At 73.7% G+C, this 15,301-nt stretch carries 17 protein-coding genes and 1 riboswitch; of the genes, 7 read left to right on the forward strand and 10 right to left on the reverse strand.

Annotation, left to right across the window (positions count from 1 at the left end; genetic code table 11):
- From ACOJTC_RS09995 to pdhA, 3 genes are all read right to left on the reverse strand, one after another.
- The coding region (locus ACOJTC_RS09995; protein WP_420116643.1) for a biotin/lipoyl-containing protein at positions 1-548 on the reverse strand (548 nt) is incomplete at its 3' end.
- Entirely contained in the window at positions 545-1,561 is a 1,017-nt protein-coding gene (locus tag ACOJTC_RS10000) for an alpha-ketoacid dehydrogenase subunit beta (protein WP_420116644.1), read from the reverse strand. The genes ACOJTC_RS09995 and ACOJTC_RS10000, both read right to left, overlap by 4 nt.
- Positions 1,561-2,760 carry a pyruvate dehydrogenase (acetyl-transferring) E1 component subunit alpha gene (pdhA, locus tag ACOJTC_RS10005; RefSeq protein ID WP_420116657.1) on the reverse strand — a complete coding sequence of 400 codons (1,200 nt, stop codon included), beginning with the start codon at positions 2,758-2,760 and terminating at the stop codon, positions 1,561-1,563. Before pdhA ends, ACOJTC_RS10000 begins: the two co-directional genes overlap by 1 nt.
- A 72-nt stretch (positions 2,761-2,832) precedes the next feature.
- Between pdhA and ACOJTC_RS10010 the strand changes: the two genes are divergently transcribed.
- On the forward strand, positions 2,833-3,339 hold the full coding sequence (locus ACOJTC_RS10010) for an Lrp/AsnC family transcriptional regulator (RefSeq protein ID WP_219462394.1): 507 nt from the start codon (positions 2,833-2,835) through the stop codon (positions 3,337-3,339).
- Positions 3,340-3,360: 21 nt separating this feature from the next.
- Here ACOJTC_RS10010 and ACOJTC_RS10015 read toward each other — a convergent pair whose 3' ends face one another.
- Complete coding sequence (locus ACOJTC_RS10015) at positions 3,361-4,332, reverse strand: DNA polymerase domain-containing protein (protein WP_420116645.1); 972 nt, start codon at positions 4,330-4,332, stop codon at positions 3,361-3,363.
- A 423-nt stretch (positions 4,333-4,755) separates the two neighbouring features.
- Between ACOJTC_RS10015 and ACOJTC_RS10020 the strand changes: the two genes are divergently transcribed.
- Positions 4,756-5,376 carry an L-threonylcarbamoyladenylate synthase gene (locus tag ACOJTC_RS10020; RefSeq protein WP_420116646.1) on the forward strand — a complete coding sequence of 207 codons (621 nt, stop codon included), beginning with the start codon at positions 4,756-4,758 and terminating at the stop codon, positions 5,374-5,376.
- Positions 5,377-5,381: 5 nt separating this feature from the next.
- On the opposite strand, the gene ACOJTC_RS10025 is transcribed toward ACOJTC_RS10020, so the two are convergent.
- Positions 5,382-5,927, reverse strand: coding sequence for a hypothetical protein (locus ACOJTC_RS10025; RefSeq protein WP_420116647.1), 546 nt, complete (start codon positions 5,925-5,927; stop codon positions 5,382-5,384).
- Between the two features lie 327 nt (positions 5,928-6,254).
- Here ACOJTC_RS10025 and ACOJTC_RS10030 point away from each other — a divergent pair, with 327 nt between their 5' ends.
- The 3 genes from ACOJTC_RS10030 (at position 6,255) to ACOJTC_RS10040 (ending at position 8,429) form a co-directional block, all read left to right on the forward strand.
- Positions 6,255-6,986, forward strand: a complete 732-nt coding sequence (locus ACOJTC_RS10030) for a histidine phosphatase family protein (RefSeq protein ID WP_420116648.1) — start codon at positions 6,255-6,257, stop codon at positions 6,984-6,986.
- Positions 6,970-7,839, forward strand: coding sequence for an NAD(P)H-hydrate dehydratase (locus ACOJTC_RS10035; protein WP_420116649.1), 870 nt, complete (start codon positions 6,970-6,972; stop codon positions 7,837-7,839). Before ACOJTC_RS10030 ends, ACOJTC_RS10035 begins: the two co-directional genes overlap by 17 nt.
- An 89-nt stretch (positions 7,840-7,928) precedes the next feature.
- Positions 7,929-8,429, forward strand: coding sequence for a hemerythrin domain-containing protein (locus ACOJTC_RS10040; RefSeq protein ID WP_204922903.1), 501 nt, complete (start codon positions 7,929-7,931; stop codon positions 8,427-8,429).
- A gap of 101 nt (positions 8,430-8,530) precedes the next feature.
- Here the strand turns inward: ACOJTC_RS10040 and ACOJTC_RS10045 are convergent, their stop codons facing one another.
- A complete protein-coding gene (locus ACOJTC_RS10045; protein WP_420116650.1) occupies positions 8,531-8,956 on the reverse strand; it encodes a winged helix-turn-helix transcriptional regulator in 426 nt (141 codons plus the stop codon).
- Between the two features lie 109 nt (positions 8,957-9,065).
- Between ACOJTC_RS10045 and ACOJTC_RS10050 the strand changes: the two genes are divergently transcribed.
- Positions 9,066-9,881: an SDR family NAD(P)-dependent oxidoreductase gene (locus ACOJTC_RS10050; RefSeq protein WP_420116651.1), complete on the forward strand. Its 816-nt coding sequence runs from the start codon at positions 9,066-9,068 to the stop codon at positions 9,879-9,881.
- Positions 9,882-9,890: 9 nt separating this feature from the next.
- Here ACOJTC_RS10050 and ACOJTC_RS10055 read toward each other — a convergent pair whose 3' ends face one another.
- Positions 9,891-10,760 carry a metallophosphoesterase family protein gene (locus tag ACOJTC_RS10055; protein WP_420116652.1) on the reverse strand — a complete coding sequence of 290 codons (870 nt, stop codon included), beginning with the start codon at positions 10,758-10,760 and terminating at the stop codon, positions 9,891-9,893.
- A gap of 238 nt (positions 10,761-10,998) precedes the next feature.
- Positions 10,999-11,088, forward strand: a riboswitch (ZMP/ZTP riboswitch).
- An 18-nt stretch (positions 11,089-11,106) separates the two neighbouring features.
- Here ACOJTC_RS10055 and ACOJTC_RS10060 point away from each other — a divergent pair.
- On the forward strand, positions 11,107-12,543 hold the full coding sequence (locus tag ACOJTC_RS10060; protein ID WP_420116653.1) for a glycine hydroxymethyltransferase: 1,437 nt from the start codon (positions 11,107-11,109) through the stop codon (positions 12,541-12,543).
- 81 nt (positions 12,544-12,624) lie between these two features.
- Here ACOJTC_RS10060 and ACOJTC_RS10065 read toward each other — a convergent pair whose 3' ends face one another.
- The 3 genes from ACOJTC_RS10065 to ACOJTC_RS10075 all read right to left on the reverse strand — a co-directional run.
- Positions 12,625-12,876 carry a hypothetical protein gene (locus tag ACOJTC_RS10065; RefSeq protein ID WP_420116654.1) on the reverse strand — a complete coding sequence of 84 codons (252 nt, stop codon included), beginning with the start codon at positions 12,874-12,876 and terminating at the stop codon, positions 12,625-12,627.
- 110 nt (positions 12,877-12,986) lie between these two features.
- Entirely contained in the window at positions 12,987-14,306 is a 1,320-nt protein-coding gene (locus tag ACOJTC_RS10070; protein ID WP_420116655.1) for a PLP-dependent aminotransferase family protein, read from the reverse strand.
- Between the two features lie 4 nt (positions 14,307-14,310).
- On the reverse strand, positions 14,311-15,301 hold a 991-nt coding region (locus ACOJTC_RS10075; RefSeq protein WP_420116656.1), incomplete at its 5' end, for an alpha-hydroxy acid oxidase.

The following is a 15,301-nucleotide window of genomic DNA, read 5'->3' on the forward strand; positions in this document are numbered from 1 at the left end:
CCGGCCGGCGGGACGACGCCGTCGGTGGACACCCCGGTGGCCGGGGCGTCCGTCCCCGCGCCGGCCGGGACCCTCGGCGCGGACGACGGGCCGACGGTGCCAACGGGGACGGACCCGACGGCCGGCTCCGCGACGGGCGCGGCGGCCGGCTCGGGGGCCACGGTCAGCCGGGGGCGTCGCCGCCGCCGGGTGCCGCCGTGGCCGGTGCCGTACCCGATCAGGACGTTGCCGGAGCCGGCCCGCTCCTCCTCGCGGTAGGTGGCGTGCCCGGCGGGTTCGTCGCCGCCGTCGGCCGGCGCGACGGTGATCAGCGGCTGGCCGACCGGGCGCGTCTCACCGGCCGCGCCGTGCAGGGCGACCACCCGCCCGGCGTACGGGCAGGGCACGTCGACCACGGCCTTGGCGGTCTCCACCTCCACCACGCTCTGGTCCACGGTGACCAGGTCACCGACGGCGACCTTCCACTCGACGATCTCGGCCTCGCTCAGCCCCTCACCGAGGTCGGGCAGGAGGAACACCCGGGTGCCGGTGGCGGTGCGGGCGCTCACGCCGCGCTCCCCTGCACCAGCCAGCGCGGATCGGGCCGGTCGTCCCACTGCAGGCGGGCCACGGTGTCGAGGACGCGGTCCACCCCGGGCAGGTGGGTGTGCTCCAGCATCGGCGCCGGGTAGGGGATGTCCAGCCCGGCGACCCGCAGCACCGGGGCGTGCAGGGCGTGGAAGCAGCGCTCCTGCACCCGGGCGGCGATCTCCGCGCCGACCCCGGCGAAGCCCTGCGCCTCGGTGATCACCACGCACCTGCCGGTACGGCGGACCGAGGCGGTGACGGTGGCGTCGTCGAACGGCACGATGGTGCGTACGTCGACGACCTCCAGGTCCCAGCCGTCCTCCCGGGCGGCCTCGGCGGCCTCCAGCACCACCGGCACCGCCGGGCCGTACGCGACCAGGGTGGCGTCGGTGCCGGGCCGGCGCACCACGGCCCGGCCGAACGGGGCGGTCCGGGCCGGCAGCGCGGCCTCGCCGCTGGCGAAGTAGAGCTTCTTCGGCTCCAGGAACACCACCGGGTCCGGGTCGGCGATCGCCTCCCGCAGCAGCGAGTACGCGTCCTCGACCGTCGCCGGGGTGACCACCTTCAGTCCGGGAGTGTGCGCGTAGTACGCCTCCGACGAGTCGCAGTGGTGCTCGACCCCGCCGATGCCGCCCGCGTACGGCACCCGGATGACCATCGGCACGCTCAGCGCGCCCCGGGTGCGGTTGCGCAGCTTCGCCACGTGCGAGGCGATCTGCTCGAACGCCGGGTAGGCGAACGCGTCGAACTGCATCTCGACCACCGGCCGCAGCCCGGACATGGCCAGGCCGACGGCGAACCCGACGATGCCGGCCTCGGCGAGCGGGGTGTCGAAGCAGCGCTTGTCACCGAACCGGGCCTGCAACCCGTCGGTGATCCGGAAGACCCCGCCGAGCTGCCCGACGTCCTCGCCGAAGACGAGCACCCGCTCGTCGTCGAGCATCGCGTCGGCGAGTGCCGCGTTGAGCGCCTTCGCCAGGGTCATGGTGGCCATCAGGCGTCCCCCTCCGCGTCGGCGACCAGCTCGGCCCGGACCATCTCCCGCTGCTCGACCAGTTGCGGGGTCGGCTCGGCGTAGACGTGCTCGAACAGGCTCAGCGGGTCGACGGTCGGCTGGGCGTGCATCCGCTCCCGCAGGTCGGCGGCGTACGCCTCGGCCTCGGCGGCGACCTGCGCGACCGCCGCGTCGTCCAGCTCGCCCCGGCTGCGCAGGTACGCCTCCAGCCGGGCCACCGGGTCGCGGTCCCGCCACGCCTCGACCTCGTCGGGGTCCCGGTAGCGGGTGGCGTCGTCGGCGTTGGTGTGCGCCTCCATCCGGTAGGTGTGCGCCTCCACCAGGTACGGCCCGTGCCCGGCGCGGGCGTGCGCCACCGCCCGGGTGAGCACCGCCAGGACGGCCACCGGGTCGTTGCCGTCGACCTGCTCGCTGGGCACCCCGTAGCCGACGCCCTTGTAGGCCAGGCTCGGCGCGGCCGTCTGCCGGGACAGCGGGACGCTGATCGCGTACTTGTTGTTCTGCACGAAGTAGACGACGGGAGCCTTGAACACGGCGGCGAAGTTGAGCCCCTCGTGGAAGTCGCCCTCGCTGGTCGCGCCGTCGCCGATGAAGGCCAGCGCGACGGTGTCCCGCCCCTGGTAGGACTCGCCGTAGGCCAGCCCGGCGGCGTGCACGCACTGGGTCGCCAGCGGGGTGCACTGCGGCGCGGTGCGGACCACCGTCGGGTCGTACCCGCAGTGCCAGTCGCCGCGCAGCAGGGTGAGCACCTCGACCGGGTCGATGCCCCGGGCGGTCAGCGCCATCGACTCCCGGTAGGTGGGGAAGACCCAGTCGTCGTCGCGCAGCGCGAGCACCGCGCCGACCTGGCAGGCCTCCTGGCCGCGCGAGGACGGGTAGACGGCGAGCCGGCCCTGCTTGGTCAGGGCGGTGGACTGCGCGTCGAAGCGGCGGCCGACGACCATCCGCCGGTACATCTCGCGCAGCGTCTCGACCGGCGGTTCGGGCAGGTCGGCGCGGGGTGGCAGCGGCGTGCCGTCGGGGGCGAGCAGCCGGACCGGCTCGGTCTGCGGGAGCAGGCCGGCGGTGGGGTCGGGGGCGACCGGGGTGGCCGGTCGACGGGTACGCGGGGATGCCCTGCGGACCGCCTGGGGTGTGGTCGTCACGGCGGGGACCTCCTGGACGTGTGGTGGCCCTATGCTCCAGCCGTTGGATGATTGACTCAACATTCCCGGTGAACGCGGGACGATTGGCCTACCGAGGAGTATCTGATGAGCCAGCAGACCACCCCGCCACCGGGCCCACCGGGCGCAACGGGACGTTCGGTCACGCCGCTGGACGAGGTGGACCGACGGGTCCTCGACGAGCTGACCCGGGACGGCCGGCTGTCCATGCGTACCCTCGCCGAGCGGGTGCACGTGTCGCGCACCAACGCGTACGCCCGGGTGGAGCGGTTGCTGCGCGACGGGGTGATCACCGGGTTCCGGGCCCGGGTCGCGCCCGAGCCGGCCGGGCTGGGCACCTCGGCGTACATCTCGTTGACCATCCAGCAGAACACCTGGCGGGAGGTGTCGGCGGAACTGGCCCGGGTGCGCTACATCGAGCACGTGGCACTGCTCAGCGGCGAACACGACGTGCTGGCGCTGGTCCGCGCGCCGGACAACGCCACCCTGCGGGACGTGGTGCTCAGCCGGGTGCAGGGCATCGCCGGGGTGCTGTCCACCCGCACCTGGCTGGTCTTCGACGAGTTCGACGGGGCCGGCAGCCCGTGGGCCTGAGGGGCGGCCCGGCGCGGTTGGTCAGCGTTCGGGTGGGGCGGCCAGGCCGGCGCGGTCGGCCAGGGCCAGCAGCGGCTCCAGGGAGTAGCGGTCGCCGTCCAGGCCGGCGTGCGGGTCGCCGCGCTCGGCGAACCGGGCCGGCATGCTCAGCACGTCGAAGTCCTCCGGGCGGGCGTCGTCCAGCTCCGACCAGTCCAGCGGGGCCGACACCAGCGCCGCCGGGGTGGGCCGGATCGAGTACGCCGACGTCACCGTGTGGTCGCGGGCCATCTGGTTGTAGTCGATGAAGACCGGCCGGTCGCGCTGCTCCCGCCACCAGGTGGTGGTGACCAGGTCGGGCAGCCGACGCCCCAGCTCGTGACCGAGGGCGAGCACCGCGCGCCGGCACTCCCCGAAGCTCCACCGGGGCTCGATGGACAGGTAGACGTGCAGGCCACGCCCGCCGGTGGTCTTGGGGTAGCCGACCATGCCCAGCTCGGCGAGGAAGGCCCGGACCTCGTGCGCCACCGGCACCACCTGCTCGAAGCCGACCCCCGGCATCGGGTCCAGGTCGATCCGGAGCTGGTCGGGGCGCTCCACGTCGGCCGCCGTCACCGGCCACGGATGGAACCGCAGGGTGCCGAGATTGGCCGCCCAGATCACCACCGCCAGCTCGCCCGGCGCGACCTCGTCGGCGGTACGGCCACTGGGGAACGTGAGGTGTGCGGTGCGCACCCAGTCGGGAGCGCCGGCCGGGAGCCGCTTCTGGTAGAAGGCGTCACCCCGGTTGTCCTGCCGGGTGCCGATCTTCGCCCCCTCGAACACGCCGCGCGGCCAGCGCTCCAGCATCGTCGGGCGGTCCCGCAGGGCGCGCAGGATGCCGTCGCCGACGGCGAGGAAGTAGCCGACCACGTCCCGCTTGGTCAGCCCGCGCTCGGGAAAGTAGGGCTTGTCGGGGCTGGAGACGCGGACCAGCCGCTCCCCCACCTGGATCTCCTCGGCCGCCGTCGCCACGCTCACACGGTAACGGCCACCCCCGACACCCGGAGCCGTTCAGCGCTCGTCGTCCTCCGCGCCACGCGGTTGGTTCGGTCGGTACTTTCTGATCCACGCGTCGACCGCCGCCCGGTCCCAGACGCGGACCTTGCCGCTGGCCACCGTGTCGGGTCCGGGTACCTGAGCGGGGATCGGTGCCCGGATCTGCCCGTACCCGGGAGGGGTCCCCCATGCCGATGGACGACGGACCGGTCACGCCCGCCCTGGTCATCTGGACCGCGCAGCGGGTGGTGGCACAGCACCACGAGACGCCGGACAGGCCACCACCCCCGCGCCGGTGCTTCCAGTGCCGCGAGGGCGGATGCCACATGTTGACCTGGGCGCGCGACGTGCTCCGGGCTCACCGGCGACCGCCGCCGCTGCCCCACTAGGCTCGCCGCCATGGCGATCTATCTCGACGTACACCCGGAGAACCCGCAGCCCCGGACGATCAGCCGGGTGGTCGACCTGCTGCGCGGCGACGGCCTGGTCGCCTACCCGACCGACTCGTGCTTCGCGCTCGGCTGCCAACTCGGCAACCGGGACGGTCTCGACCGGATCCGGGAGATCCGACACCTGGACAGCAAGCACCACTTCACCCTGGTGTGCCGGGACTTCGCCCAGCTCGGCCAGTTCGTGCACATCAACAACGCGGTGTTCCGGTCGCTGAAGGCGGCCACCCCGGGCAGCTACACCTTCGTCCTGCCCGCCACCAAGGAGGTGCCGCGCCGGCTGCTGCACCCCAGGAAGAAGACCGTCGGGGTACGCATCCCCGACCACCCGGTCGCGCAGGCGCTGCTGGCGGCGCTGGGCGAGCCGTTGGTGTCCAGCACCCTGCTGCTGCCCGGGGAGACCGAACCGATGACCCAGGGCTGGGAGATCAAGGAACGGCTCGACCACGCGATCGACGCGGTGATCGACTCCGGCGAGTGCGGCACCCTGCCTACCACCGTGATCGACTTCTCCGCCGACGAGCCGGAGATCGTCCGCTACGGCGCGGGCGACCCGACCCGCTTCGAGTAGTCCGGTCAGGGCGTACCGGGGCCCGTCGGCGGAAGCGGCAGCGGCTCCACGACCGGGTCGACGTCACGCGCGGAGTGGACGGGTGCCGGCCGGGCCGGGCCCGTCGTCCGGCTGTGCCGGCGACCCGCGCCCGGGGGCCCTGCGTGCCGGGACACCTCGCAGGTGACCAGGTGGATCGGGGCCGGTGGCACGGCGAACCGCCCCGGACCCCAGCGCACCCAGAGGGCGACCCGGCCGGCGTCGGCCTCCGCCGCGAGCTTCTCCCAGGTACGCCGCCGGTCGGTGTGGTCGACCTCGATCACCACGGGCGGCCCGTCGCGACGGGCACACGCGACGTCCAGCACCGAGTGGCGGTCGGTCATCGGCGGGGGCAGCGGGAGCACGCTCGCCGCCCGACGGTAGGACCGCCAGCCCTGCTCGGCGGCCCAGGCCAGCACGGCGTCGATGATCCGTGCGGTCACCTCGTCGGCACCCAGGTCGACGAATTCGAGCCGGTCCAGCCATGCGGTGAGCGATGCCGCCAACCGTTCGCCGTCCGCCCCACCGTCCACGCGGGCAGGGTACCCATCCCCCGGCGGCGGCCCCTCCCCGGACCGACGATCACCCCACATGATCGACTCCACGTCGTCGATACAGCGGCATCCACCCGCCCGGATACCGCAACGTCGGCGACATCGCGAAGCACCCCACCCACCAACCCACACCCGGACCGACCGGCCGACCACGGCGGCGAGGGCCCGGGGCCGGGGGCGGCATGATCGACTCCATGTCGCCGCACCAGCGGTATCCCGGGGTGTGGATACCGCTACTTCGGTGACTGAGGGCGGCCGGGCCGGCGGCGGGGTTACCGGGGGTGGGGTGGGGGTAGGCATGGGGACATGGCGGAACTGGGGGCGCTGTGGATCGTCCGACACGGGGAGAGCACCGCGAACGTCGCCGCGTCGACGGCCGAGGCGGCCGGCGCCGAACTGATCGACCTGACCCACCGCGACGCCGACGTGCCACTGTCGGACACCGGTGAGGAGCAGGCGCGGGCGACCGCCCGATGGCTGGCCGGTCTGCCGGACGGGCAGCGTCCCGACGTGGCGGTCGTCTCGCCGTACCTGCGGGCGGTGCGGACGGCGGAACTGGCGCTGGCCGGCACCGGGATCCCGGCCAGCGTCGACGAGCGGTTGCGCGACCGGGAACTGGGCATCCTCGACGGGTTGACCGGGCACGGGGTGGCCCGCCGGTTCCCCGACGAGGCGGCCCGGCGGCACCGGCTCGGCAAGTTCTACTACCGGCCGCCGGGCGGCGAATCCTGGACCGACGTGGCGTTGCGGCTGCGTACCGTCCTCGGTGACCTGCGCCGCGACCACCAGGGGCGGCGGGTGCTGCTGTTCGGGCACGACGCCCTGGTGTTCCTGCTGCGCTACCTAATGGAGGGGCTTTCCGAGGCGGAGCTGATGGGGTTGACCCGGGAGCACGTGATCGCCAACTGCTCGGTGACCGGCTGGTCGGCCGACGCCACCGGCCGGCTCGTCCCGCAGACCTTCAACGACGTCGCCCACCTGCACGCGCACGGTGCACCACCCACCACGGAGGACGAGATCCATGCCGAACCGGTCTGACACCCGGGTCATCACCCCGGGACTGCTGCGCGACTGGGCACTGCCGGTGCCGACCGGCGGCAAGGACAACCGGGGCACCGTCCTGGTCGTCGGCGGTTCCCGGTTCACCCCGGGCGCGGTGCTGCTGGCCGGGGTGGCCGCGCTGCGCGCCGGTGCCGGGGTGCTGCAACTGGCCGCCGCCGAGTCCACCGCCGCCGCGTTGAGCATCCAGGTGCCCGAGGCGATGGTGGTCGGCCTGCCGGAGACCGCCGACGGCGCGGTCGCCGGGGCCCCGGGCGACCGGCTCGGAGAGCTGGTCGAGCAGGCCGACGTGGTCACCGTCGGGCCGGGCCTCAACGACATCGACCAGACCCGCGCCCTGCTGCGCCTGGTGCTGTCGGCGGCCGGGCCGCACACCGCCCTGGTCTTCGACGCGTACGCGTTGGGCGCGCTCAGCCACGAACCGGACCTGCTGGTCGGCGCGGACCGGAAGGTGGTGCTGACCCCGAACCTCACCGAGGCCCGGCACCTGCTCGGCCGGGACCCCGGCGACGACCTGGACGCCGAGTCCCGCGAACTGGCCCGCCGGTACGAGGCGGTGGTCTCCCTGTACGGCCACATCGCCACCCCCGACGGCCAGTGCTGGCGGGAGGAGAGCGGCGACGCCGGGCTGGGCACCTCGGGCAGCGGTGACGTGCGGGCGGGGCTGCTCGCCGGGCTGCTCTCCCGGGGCGCGGAACCCGCCCAGGCGGCCTGCTGGGCGGCGTGGGTGCACGCGGTGAGCGGGCAGCGGCTGGTGCCCCGGTTCGGCCGGATCGGGTTCCTGGCCCGGGAACTGCTCGACGAGATCCCGCACACCATCGCCACCGTCTGAGCGTGTCGGACGTTCGCCGGGCGCGATCCGTTTGCGCAGTTCGTCCGGGGGTACCGGGATTGTCGTCAGCCGATCAAGGAGGTCTGCCGGTGTCCACCGACGCCATCGTCCTGCTCAAAGAGGACCACAAGGAGATGCGCCGTCTCTTCCGCGAGTTCGAGAAGGCGCAGGAGGGGCCGGTCAGCCGCCGCCGCACGCTGGTCGACGAGATCGTGGCCGCCCTCACCACCCACACCTACCTCGAGAACGAGGTGATGTACCCGGAGGTCCGCAAGCTCCTGCCGGACCTGGAGGACGACATCCTGGAGTCGTACGAGGAGCACCACGTCGCCGACGTGCTCTGCGCCGAACTGTCCGCGATGGACGCCTCCGACGACCACTTCGTCGCCAAGACCACGGTGCTGATCGAGAACGTCGAGCACCACATCGAGGAGGAGGAGCAGGAGTGGTTCCCGAAGGTGCGGGAGGCGCTCGGCCGCAACCCGCTCCAGGAGATCGGTGAGCGGATGATCGCGCTGCGCCCGGACGCCCCCCGCTCCCCCAGCGACCCGAAGGCGATCAAGAGCGCCCGGCACGCCACCACCGCCTGACCCGCCCGTTCGACCCGCACCGCGTCCGAGGGGCCCGACCGTCCGGTCGGGCCCCTCGCCGCGCGCGAGGATTGCTGCGGTTGCGCCCCGCGTGAGGCAGGTCAGCGCGGCCCGGACGACGTCGCGTCGGCGACCGGGTGTCGGGCGGCGGCGAGCTCGGGCCCGTGGCGGACCGCCCAGTCGGCGAGGCCGGACAACGGGCCGAGCAGGCTCTGCCCGAGCGGGGTGAGCCGGTACTCGACGCTGGGCGGGACGGTGGGATGGACCTCGCGCTGGACCAGGCCGGCCCCCTCCAGACCGCGCAGGGTGCGGGTCAGCATGCGTTGGCTGATCCCGCCGATGGCCCGGTGCAGCTCGTTGAACCGGTACGGCTGACGGCCCAACAGGACCAGCACCAGCATCGACCACTTGTCACTGAGCAGCCGCAGCAGCCCGGTGACCGGACAGCCGTCGTACTCGTCGGCCGGGACGGGCGTCGGCAGGACCGCCGCCACCAGGGAACGAACATCCGTGTTCGGTACGGACATGACACTGCCTTCTTCCGCTGTCGCCGGCCTCCGCCGAGGATTGTGCCGGTCGTGGTCCACGGTCGACGTCCGGTGCCGAACGGGGGCCACCGGGCGGGAAAGGGGTGGCATGCGGGTCATCGTCATCAGCGGCGGCACCGACGGCATGGGCCGGGCGACGCTGGAAGCCCGGATCCGCCGTGGCGACGAGGTCGTCGCCATCGGCAGCAACCCGGCGAAGGGGCGGGCCGTGCGGGCGCTCTCCGGCCGGGTGCACTTCCTCCGGGCGGATCTGCGCTCGGTGGCGCAGACCCGCCGGGTCATCGACACCATCAGGGGTCGGTGGCCGAGGGTGGACGCACTGGCCCTGTTCGCCAACCGGCAGTCGCCCCGACGGGTGGTCACCGACGAGGGCCTGGAGCAGACCTTCGCGCTGTACTACCTGAGCCGCTACCTGCTCAGCCACGGTCTGCGCGACCAGCTCGACGCCGCCGAGCGGCCGGTCATCGTCAACGTGGCGGGCGTCGGCACCACCAGGGGGTCGATCCACTGGGACGACCTCCAGCTCACCCGGAAGTACGGCATGGTCGACGCACAGTTACAGGCCGGCCGGGCGAACGACCTGCTCGGGGTGGACTTCGCGGAGCGGTCCGGCTCCCGGGCGCGGTACGTGCTCTACCACCCCGGCTTCACCCGCAGTGGCGACCTGTCCACCATGCCGCCGGTGGTCCGTGGGGTGATCCGGGCGGCGTCGGTCGTCGCCAGGCCGGTCGAGAAGTCGATCCGCCCCGTCGTGGAATGGGTCGACGATCCACCGGCGGACGCCCTGACCGCCAGCGACCGGGGCAGACCCGTCCCGCTGTCGGCCACGACGCTCGACCCGGCCGCCGCCCGCCGCCTCGGCACGGTGACCGACGCGCTGCTCACCCGCCTGCACGCCGGCTGAGCCGGTGGCTCACCAGAGGGGTGCCGGCGCGCCGGTGGGCGCGGGCAGGATCTGCCGTACCCGCCCGGGGGGCACGCTGCGCTGACGCCACTCCCGGGGGTAGCCCACCGAGACCTCCTCGAACCGCACCCCGTCCTTCCAGGTGGTACGGGGGATGTGCAGGTGTCCGTAGACCACGGTGGTGGCGGCGAACCGGCGGTGCCAGTCGGCGGTCGCCTCCGTCCCGCACCACTGGGCGAAGATCGGGTAGCGCAGCACCTCGGTCGGGTGGCGGTCCAGCGGCCAGTGGTTGACCAGCACGGTGGGCAGCTGCGGGTCGCGGGCGTCCAGGCGGCGGGCGGTCTCCGTCAGCCGGGCCGCACACCACTCCTGCCGGCTCGGGTACGGGTCGGGGTGCAGCATGAACTCGTCGGTGCAGACGATCCCGGTCCGGTACGCCTCGGCCAGCGCCGCCTCCCGGGTGTCGAAGCCCGGCGGTCGCCAGCTGTAGTCGTAGAGCAGGAACAGGGGTGCCACCAGCGCCGGGCCGCCCGGCCCCCGCCACACCCGGTAGTCGTCCTCGGGGGTGACCACGCCCAGGTCCCGGCACCGCCGCACCAGCAGCTCGTAGCGGTCCACCCCGCGCAGGGTCACCGGGTCGGCCGGCGGGGTCCACAGTTCGTGGTTGCCCGGCGCCCAGATGACGGTGTCGAAGCGCCCGGCGAGCGTGCCGAGCGCCCACTCGATGTCGGCGACGGTGTCCGCCACGTCACCGGCGACGATCAGCCAGTCCCGTGGCGAGGCGGGCCGTAGCGCCTCGACCAGGGCACGATTCTCCTTGTACCCGACGTGCAGGTCGCTGATCGCGACCAGACTGCCCTCGGTGTCCTCCCCCAGCATCCGCCGATCGTACGCAGAAGGTCACCCGACGCGGTGCGCGCGGGGAGCACCGTCGTCGTCAGTCGGCGGAGCCGGGGTCGGCCGTCCGACGGTGCTGCTCGGCCTCGATCCGGTCCGGCGTGAGCCGGGCCGTCGCCTCGACCTTGTTCTTCGCTGCCCGCATCGCCCCGGATCGGGCCGGCCGGCCCGGCCCGCCGGAGGTGCTCCGGACGCCCCCGCCGGCCACCCGGTAGGATCGTCGGCGGGCCGTGACTGGCGCGTGGGGATGGAGCACCATCGGGAAGCGGCCCCGTCATGAGGACGCACGCCGAGCGCCTGGGCCTTCCGCACGTCACCTGGAGGTCGCATGTCGCCCAACGCCGAGTCCACCGCCTTCCGCAGCGCACTCGAGGTGATCCGGGCGGTCGAACCCCGGGTGGCCGACGCCATCGGCGCGGAGCTGACCGACCAGCGTGAGTCGCTGAAGCTGATCGCCAGCGAGAACTACGCCTCCCCGGCGACCCTGCTGACCATGGGCAACTGGTTCAGCGACAAGTACGCCGAGGGCACCGTCGGCCGTCGTTTCTACGCCGGCTGCCAGAACGTCGACACGGTCGAGGCGCTCGCCGCCGAGCACGCCAAGGAACTGTTCGGGGCCAGCCACGCCTACGTGCAGCCGCACTCGGGCATCGACGCGAACCTGGTCGCCTTCTGGGCGATCCTGGCCGATCGGGTCGAGTCCCCCGCGTTGCGGAAGGCCCAGGTGCGCCAGGTCAACGACCTGACCGAGGCGGACTGGTTCGCGCTGCGTCGCGAGCTGGGTAACCAGCGGATGCTGGGCATGTCGCTGGACGCCGGCGGCCACCTCACCCACGGTTTCCGGCCGAACATCTCCGGCAAGATGTTCGACCAGCGCAGCTACGGCACCGACCCGGCCACCGGTCTGATCGACTACGACCGGGTCGCCGAGGCCGCCCGGGAGTTCAAGCCGCTGATCCTGGTCGCCGGCTACTCGGCGTACCCCCGGAAGGTGAACTTCCGGATCATGCGGGAGATCGCCGACTCGGTCGGCGCGACCTTCATGGTCGACATGGCGCACTTCGCCGGCCTGGTCGCCGGGAAGGTCTTCACCGGCGACTTCGACCCGGTGCCGCACGCGCACATCGTCACCACCACCACCCACAAGTCGCTGCGCGGCCCGCGCGGCGGCATGGTGCTCTGCGGCCCGGAGCTGGCAGACCAGGTCGACCGGGGCTGCCCGATGGTGCTCGGCGGTCCGCTGCCGCACGTGATGGCGGCCAAGGCGGTCGCGCTGGCCGAGGCGCGGCGACCCGACTTCGCCGACTACGCGCAGCGGATCGTCGACAACGCGCAGGCCCTCGCCGAGGGGTTGCTGCGCCGGGGCACCACCCTGGTCACCGGGGGCACCGACAACCACCTGGTGCTGCTCGACGTCTCCGGCTACGGCCTGACCGGCCGGCAGGCCGAGCAGGCGCTGCTCGACTCGGGCATCGTCACCAACCGCAACGCCGTCCCGCAGGACCGCAACGGCGCCTGGTACACCTCCGGCATCCGGATCGGCACCCCGGCGCTGACCACCCGGGGTCTCGGCACCGCCGAGATGGACGCCACCGCCGAGCTGATCCACACCGTGCTCAGCCAGACCACGCCGGGTGCCAACGCCGACGGCACCCCGTCGAAGGCCAAGTACGTGCTCGACCCGGCGGTCGCCGACTCGGTCGGCAAGCAGGCCACCGACCTGCTCGCCGGCTTCCCCCTCTACCCCACCGTCGACCTGGGCTGACCCGGCCCGACCCATGTCCTCCCCAGGAGGTTCCGGTGGCGGAACCTCCTGGGGAGGACGGCAAGCCGGCGGAAGTCGGGATCAGGCGACGGGGCGCTTGAGGTGGTAGCGGTGCACCTCGGTGCTGCCCTGGATGTTGTTGACGTCCTCGGCGGCGGAGACCAGCTCCCAGCCCTCCCGACCGACCCGGTTGAGGTGGGCGATCGCGGTGTCGCCGTACGCCGTGACGTCCGTGCGTGAGCCGTCCGGGCCGTACCAGACGAACGAGACGTGGAACTGGCGTCCCTGTCCCTGGTAGCGGCGGACCAACAGGGCGTACTCCCAAGCGACCATGCGTCCATTATGGCCACCGCCCCGGCCGCCGCACAGCACGGGGGGTGGCGGTTCGGCGACACCGGGTGGGGTCTCCGCCGACGGGTCGGCACCGCCCGCGGACGCGGCGGTCAGCCGGCCGCGACCGCGGTACGGGTCAACTCGTCGGTGATCAGCGCGGCCAGCCGGTCCAGGCCGAGGTCGATCTGCGCCGGGGTGACGGCGCTGACCGACAGCCGCAACGCCTCGACCGGGCGGCCGTCGTCGTAGAAGTGCGCCATCGGGGTCCAGAGCACCCCGTACCGCTCGGCGGAGCGGCGCAGCAGCGCGTCGTCCACCGGGAAGGGGACGGTGACCACGACGAAGAACCCCCCGGCCGGGGTGTTCCAGCGCACCGGCGACCCGGCCGGGAAACGCCGCCGCAGGCCGGCGAGGAGATGGTCCCGGTTGCGGGTGTACGCCGCCCGTTCCCGCCGGTTCGCGGCGACCAGCGAGCAGCCGTGCTCCAGCAGCGCCCCGCCGATCACGGCCTGGGCCAGCGGCGACGTGTTCACCGAGACCATGCTCTTGATCTTGGCGAGCTGGTCGGCGAACAACCCCACCGCACCGTCGACCCCGCCGACCCGCTGGTCGGCCACCACATAGCCGATCCGCGCCCCGGGCAGCACCGTCTTGGCGAACGAGCCGAGATAGACCACCCGCCGTCGGGTGTCCAACGCCTTGAGCGTCGGCACCCGGTCGACGTCCCCGGCCGGGAACAGGCCGTACGGGTTGTCCTCGATGAGCAGCAGGTCCTCCTCGGCGGCCAGGTCGAGCAGCCGTTGCCGGTCGGCCGGGCCGATGCTGGTGCCGGAGGGATTGGCGAAGTCGGGCATCACGTAACAGGCCCGGGGCCGTAACCCCTCGTCCCGGGCCCGGTGCGCCTGCGCCCGCAGGTCGGCCAGGTCCACCCCGGCCGGGCCACCGGCCACCGGCCGCACCGGCAGGTCCACCAGCCGGGCCGCCCCGGTCAACCCCACGTACGTCGGGGCGACGGCGAGCAGCACGTCGGCCGGGCCGGCCCGCAACGCCCGCAGCACCAGCAGCATCGCCTCCTGGCAGCCGACGGTCACCACCACCGCCTCGTCGTCGACGTGGACGTCCTCGTCGACGGCGAGGTTGCGGGCGATCAGGTGGTGGATGATCCCCTTGGTCCGGCCGTACTGGAACAGGGTGCGGCGGACCTGCTCGGGCGTCTGCCCGAGGTCGACGGCGAGGTGCCGGCGGAACCGGTCCAGCCAGCGCCCCGGCGCGTCGTCGTCGAAGAACTCCTCGTAGGGACGCCCGGCCGCCAGCGACACCGCGTCGGGCCAGTGCTGGGACACCTCGTTGAGGAAGTTCATCGAGTTCAGCGCCGGGTCGTCGACCGCCGGGTGCAGGGTCGCCAGGTCCAGGTCCACCAGATGCTCCAACGGGTCAGCCTCCGGTCAGGGTACGCAGCCGCCGGGCCTGCGTCGGGTCGGCGCAGCCGGTCAGGGTCAACGCGTCGCGCAGCTCCACGGCGAGCAGGTCGAGGGCGGCCTGCGCGCCGGCCCGCCCGCCGGCCGCCAGCGCCCACAGCATCGGGCGGCCCAGCAGCACCCCGGACGCGCCGAGGGCGAGCGCGCGCAGCACGTCCGTGCCGGACCGTACCCCGCTGTCCAGCAGCACCTCGATCCGCTCGCCGACCGCCGCGACCACCTCGGGCAGCATGGTGGCGGTGGCCGGCGCCCCGTCGAGCTGCCGGCCGCCGTGGTTGGAGACCACCACGGCGTCCACCCCGACGTCGGCGGCGCGGACCGCGTCACGCGGGTCGAGGACCCCCTTGACCAGCAGCGGCAACCGGGTGCGCTCCCGCAGCCAGGCCAGATCCGCCCAGGTCAGGGCGGGAGCGAAGGCGGCCTCGGTGTGCGCGGCGATGGCCGACACACCGGGGGTGCCGGCGTGGGCCAGGTCGTCCCGGCCGGCGGGCAGGTTGGCGGCGGTCACCTCCGGCGGCAACGCGAAGCCGTTGCGCACGTCGCGCAGCCGCCGGCCGAGCACCGGCACGTCGACGGTGACCATCAACGCCGCACAGCCGGCGGCGTGCGCCCGGTCGAGCAGGTCGGCGACCAGCCCCCGGTCACGCAGCCAGTAGAGCTGGAACCAGACCGGCCCGGCGGTGGCGGCGGTGACCTCCTCGACCGGGGTGCTGCTCAACGTGCTCAGCACGTAGGGCACCCCGGCCGCGCCGGCCGCCGCCGCCAGCGCCGGCTCGCCGTCCGGGTGCAGCAACCGCTGGTACGCCATCGGCGCGACCGCCACGGGCATCGCCTGCGCCCGGCCGAGCAGTGGCGCGTCGGTGCGGGGACGTTCCACCCCGGTCAGCACCCGGGGCAGCACGGCGACCCGGTCGAGGGCGGCCCGGTTGGCGGCCAGCGTGGTCTCC

It is taken from the genome of Micromonospora sp. (assembly GCF_048594385.1).
Classification (GTDB): Bacteria; Actinomycetota; Actinomycetes; order Mycobacteriales; family Micromonosporaceae; genus Micromonospora; species Micromonospora wenchangensis.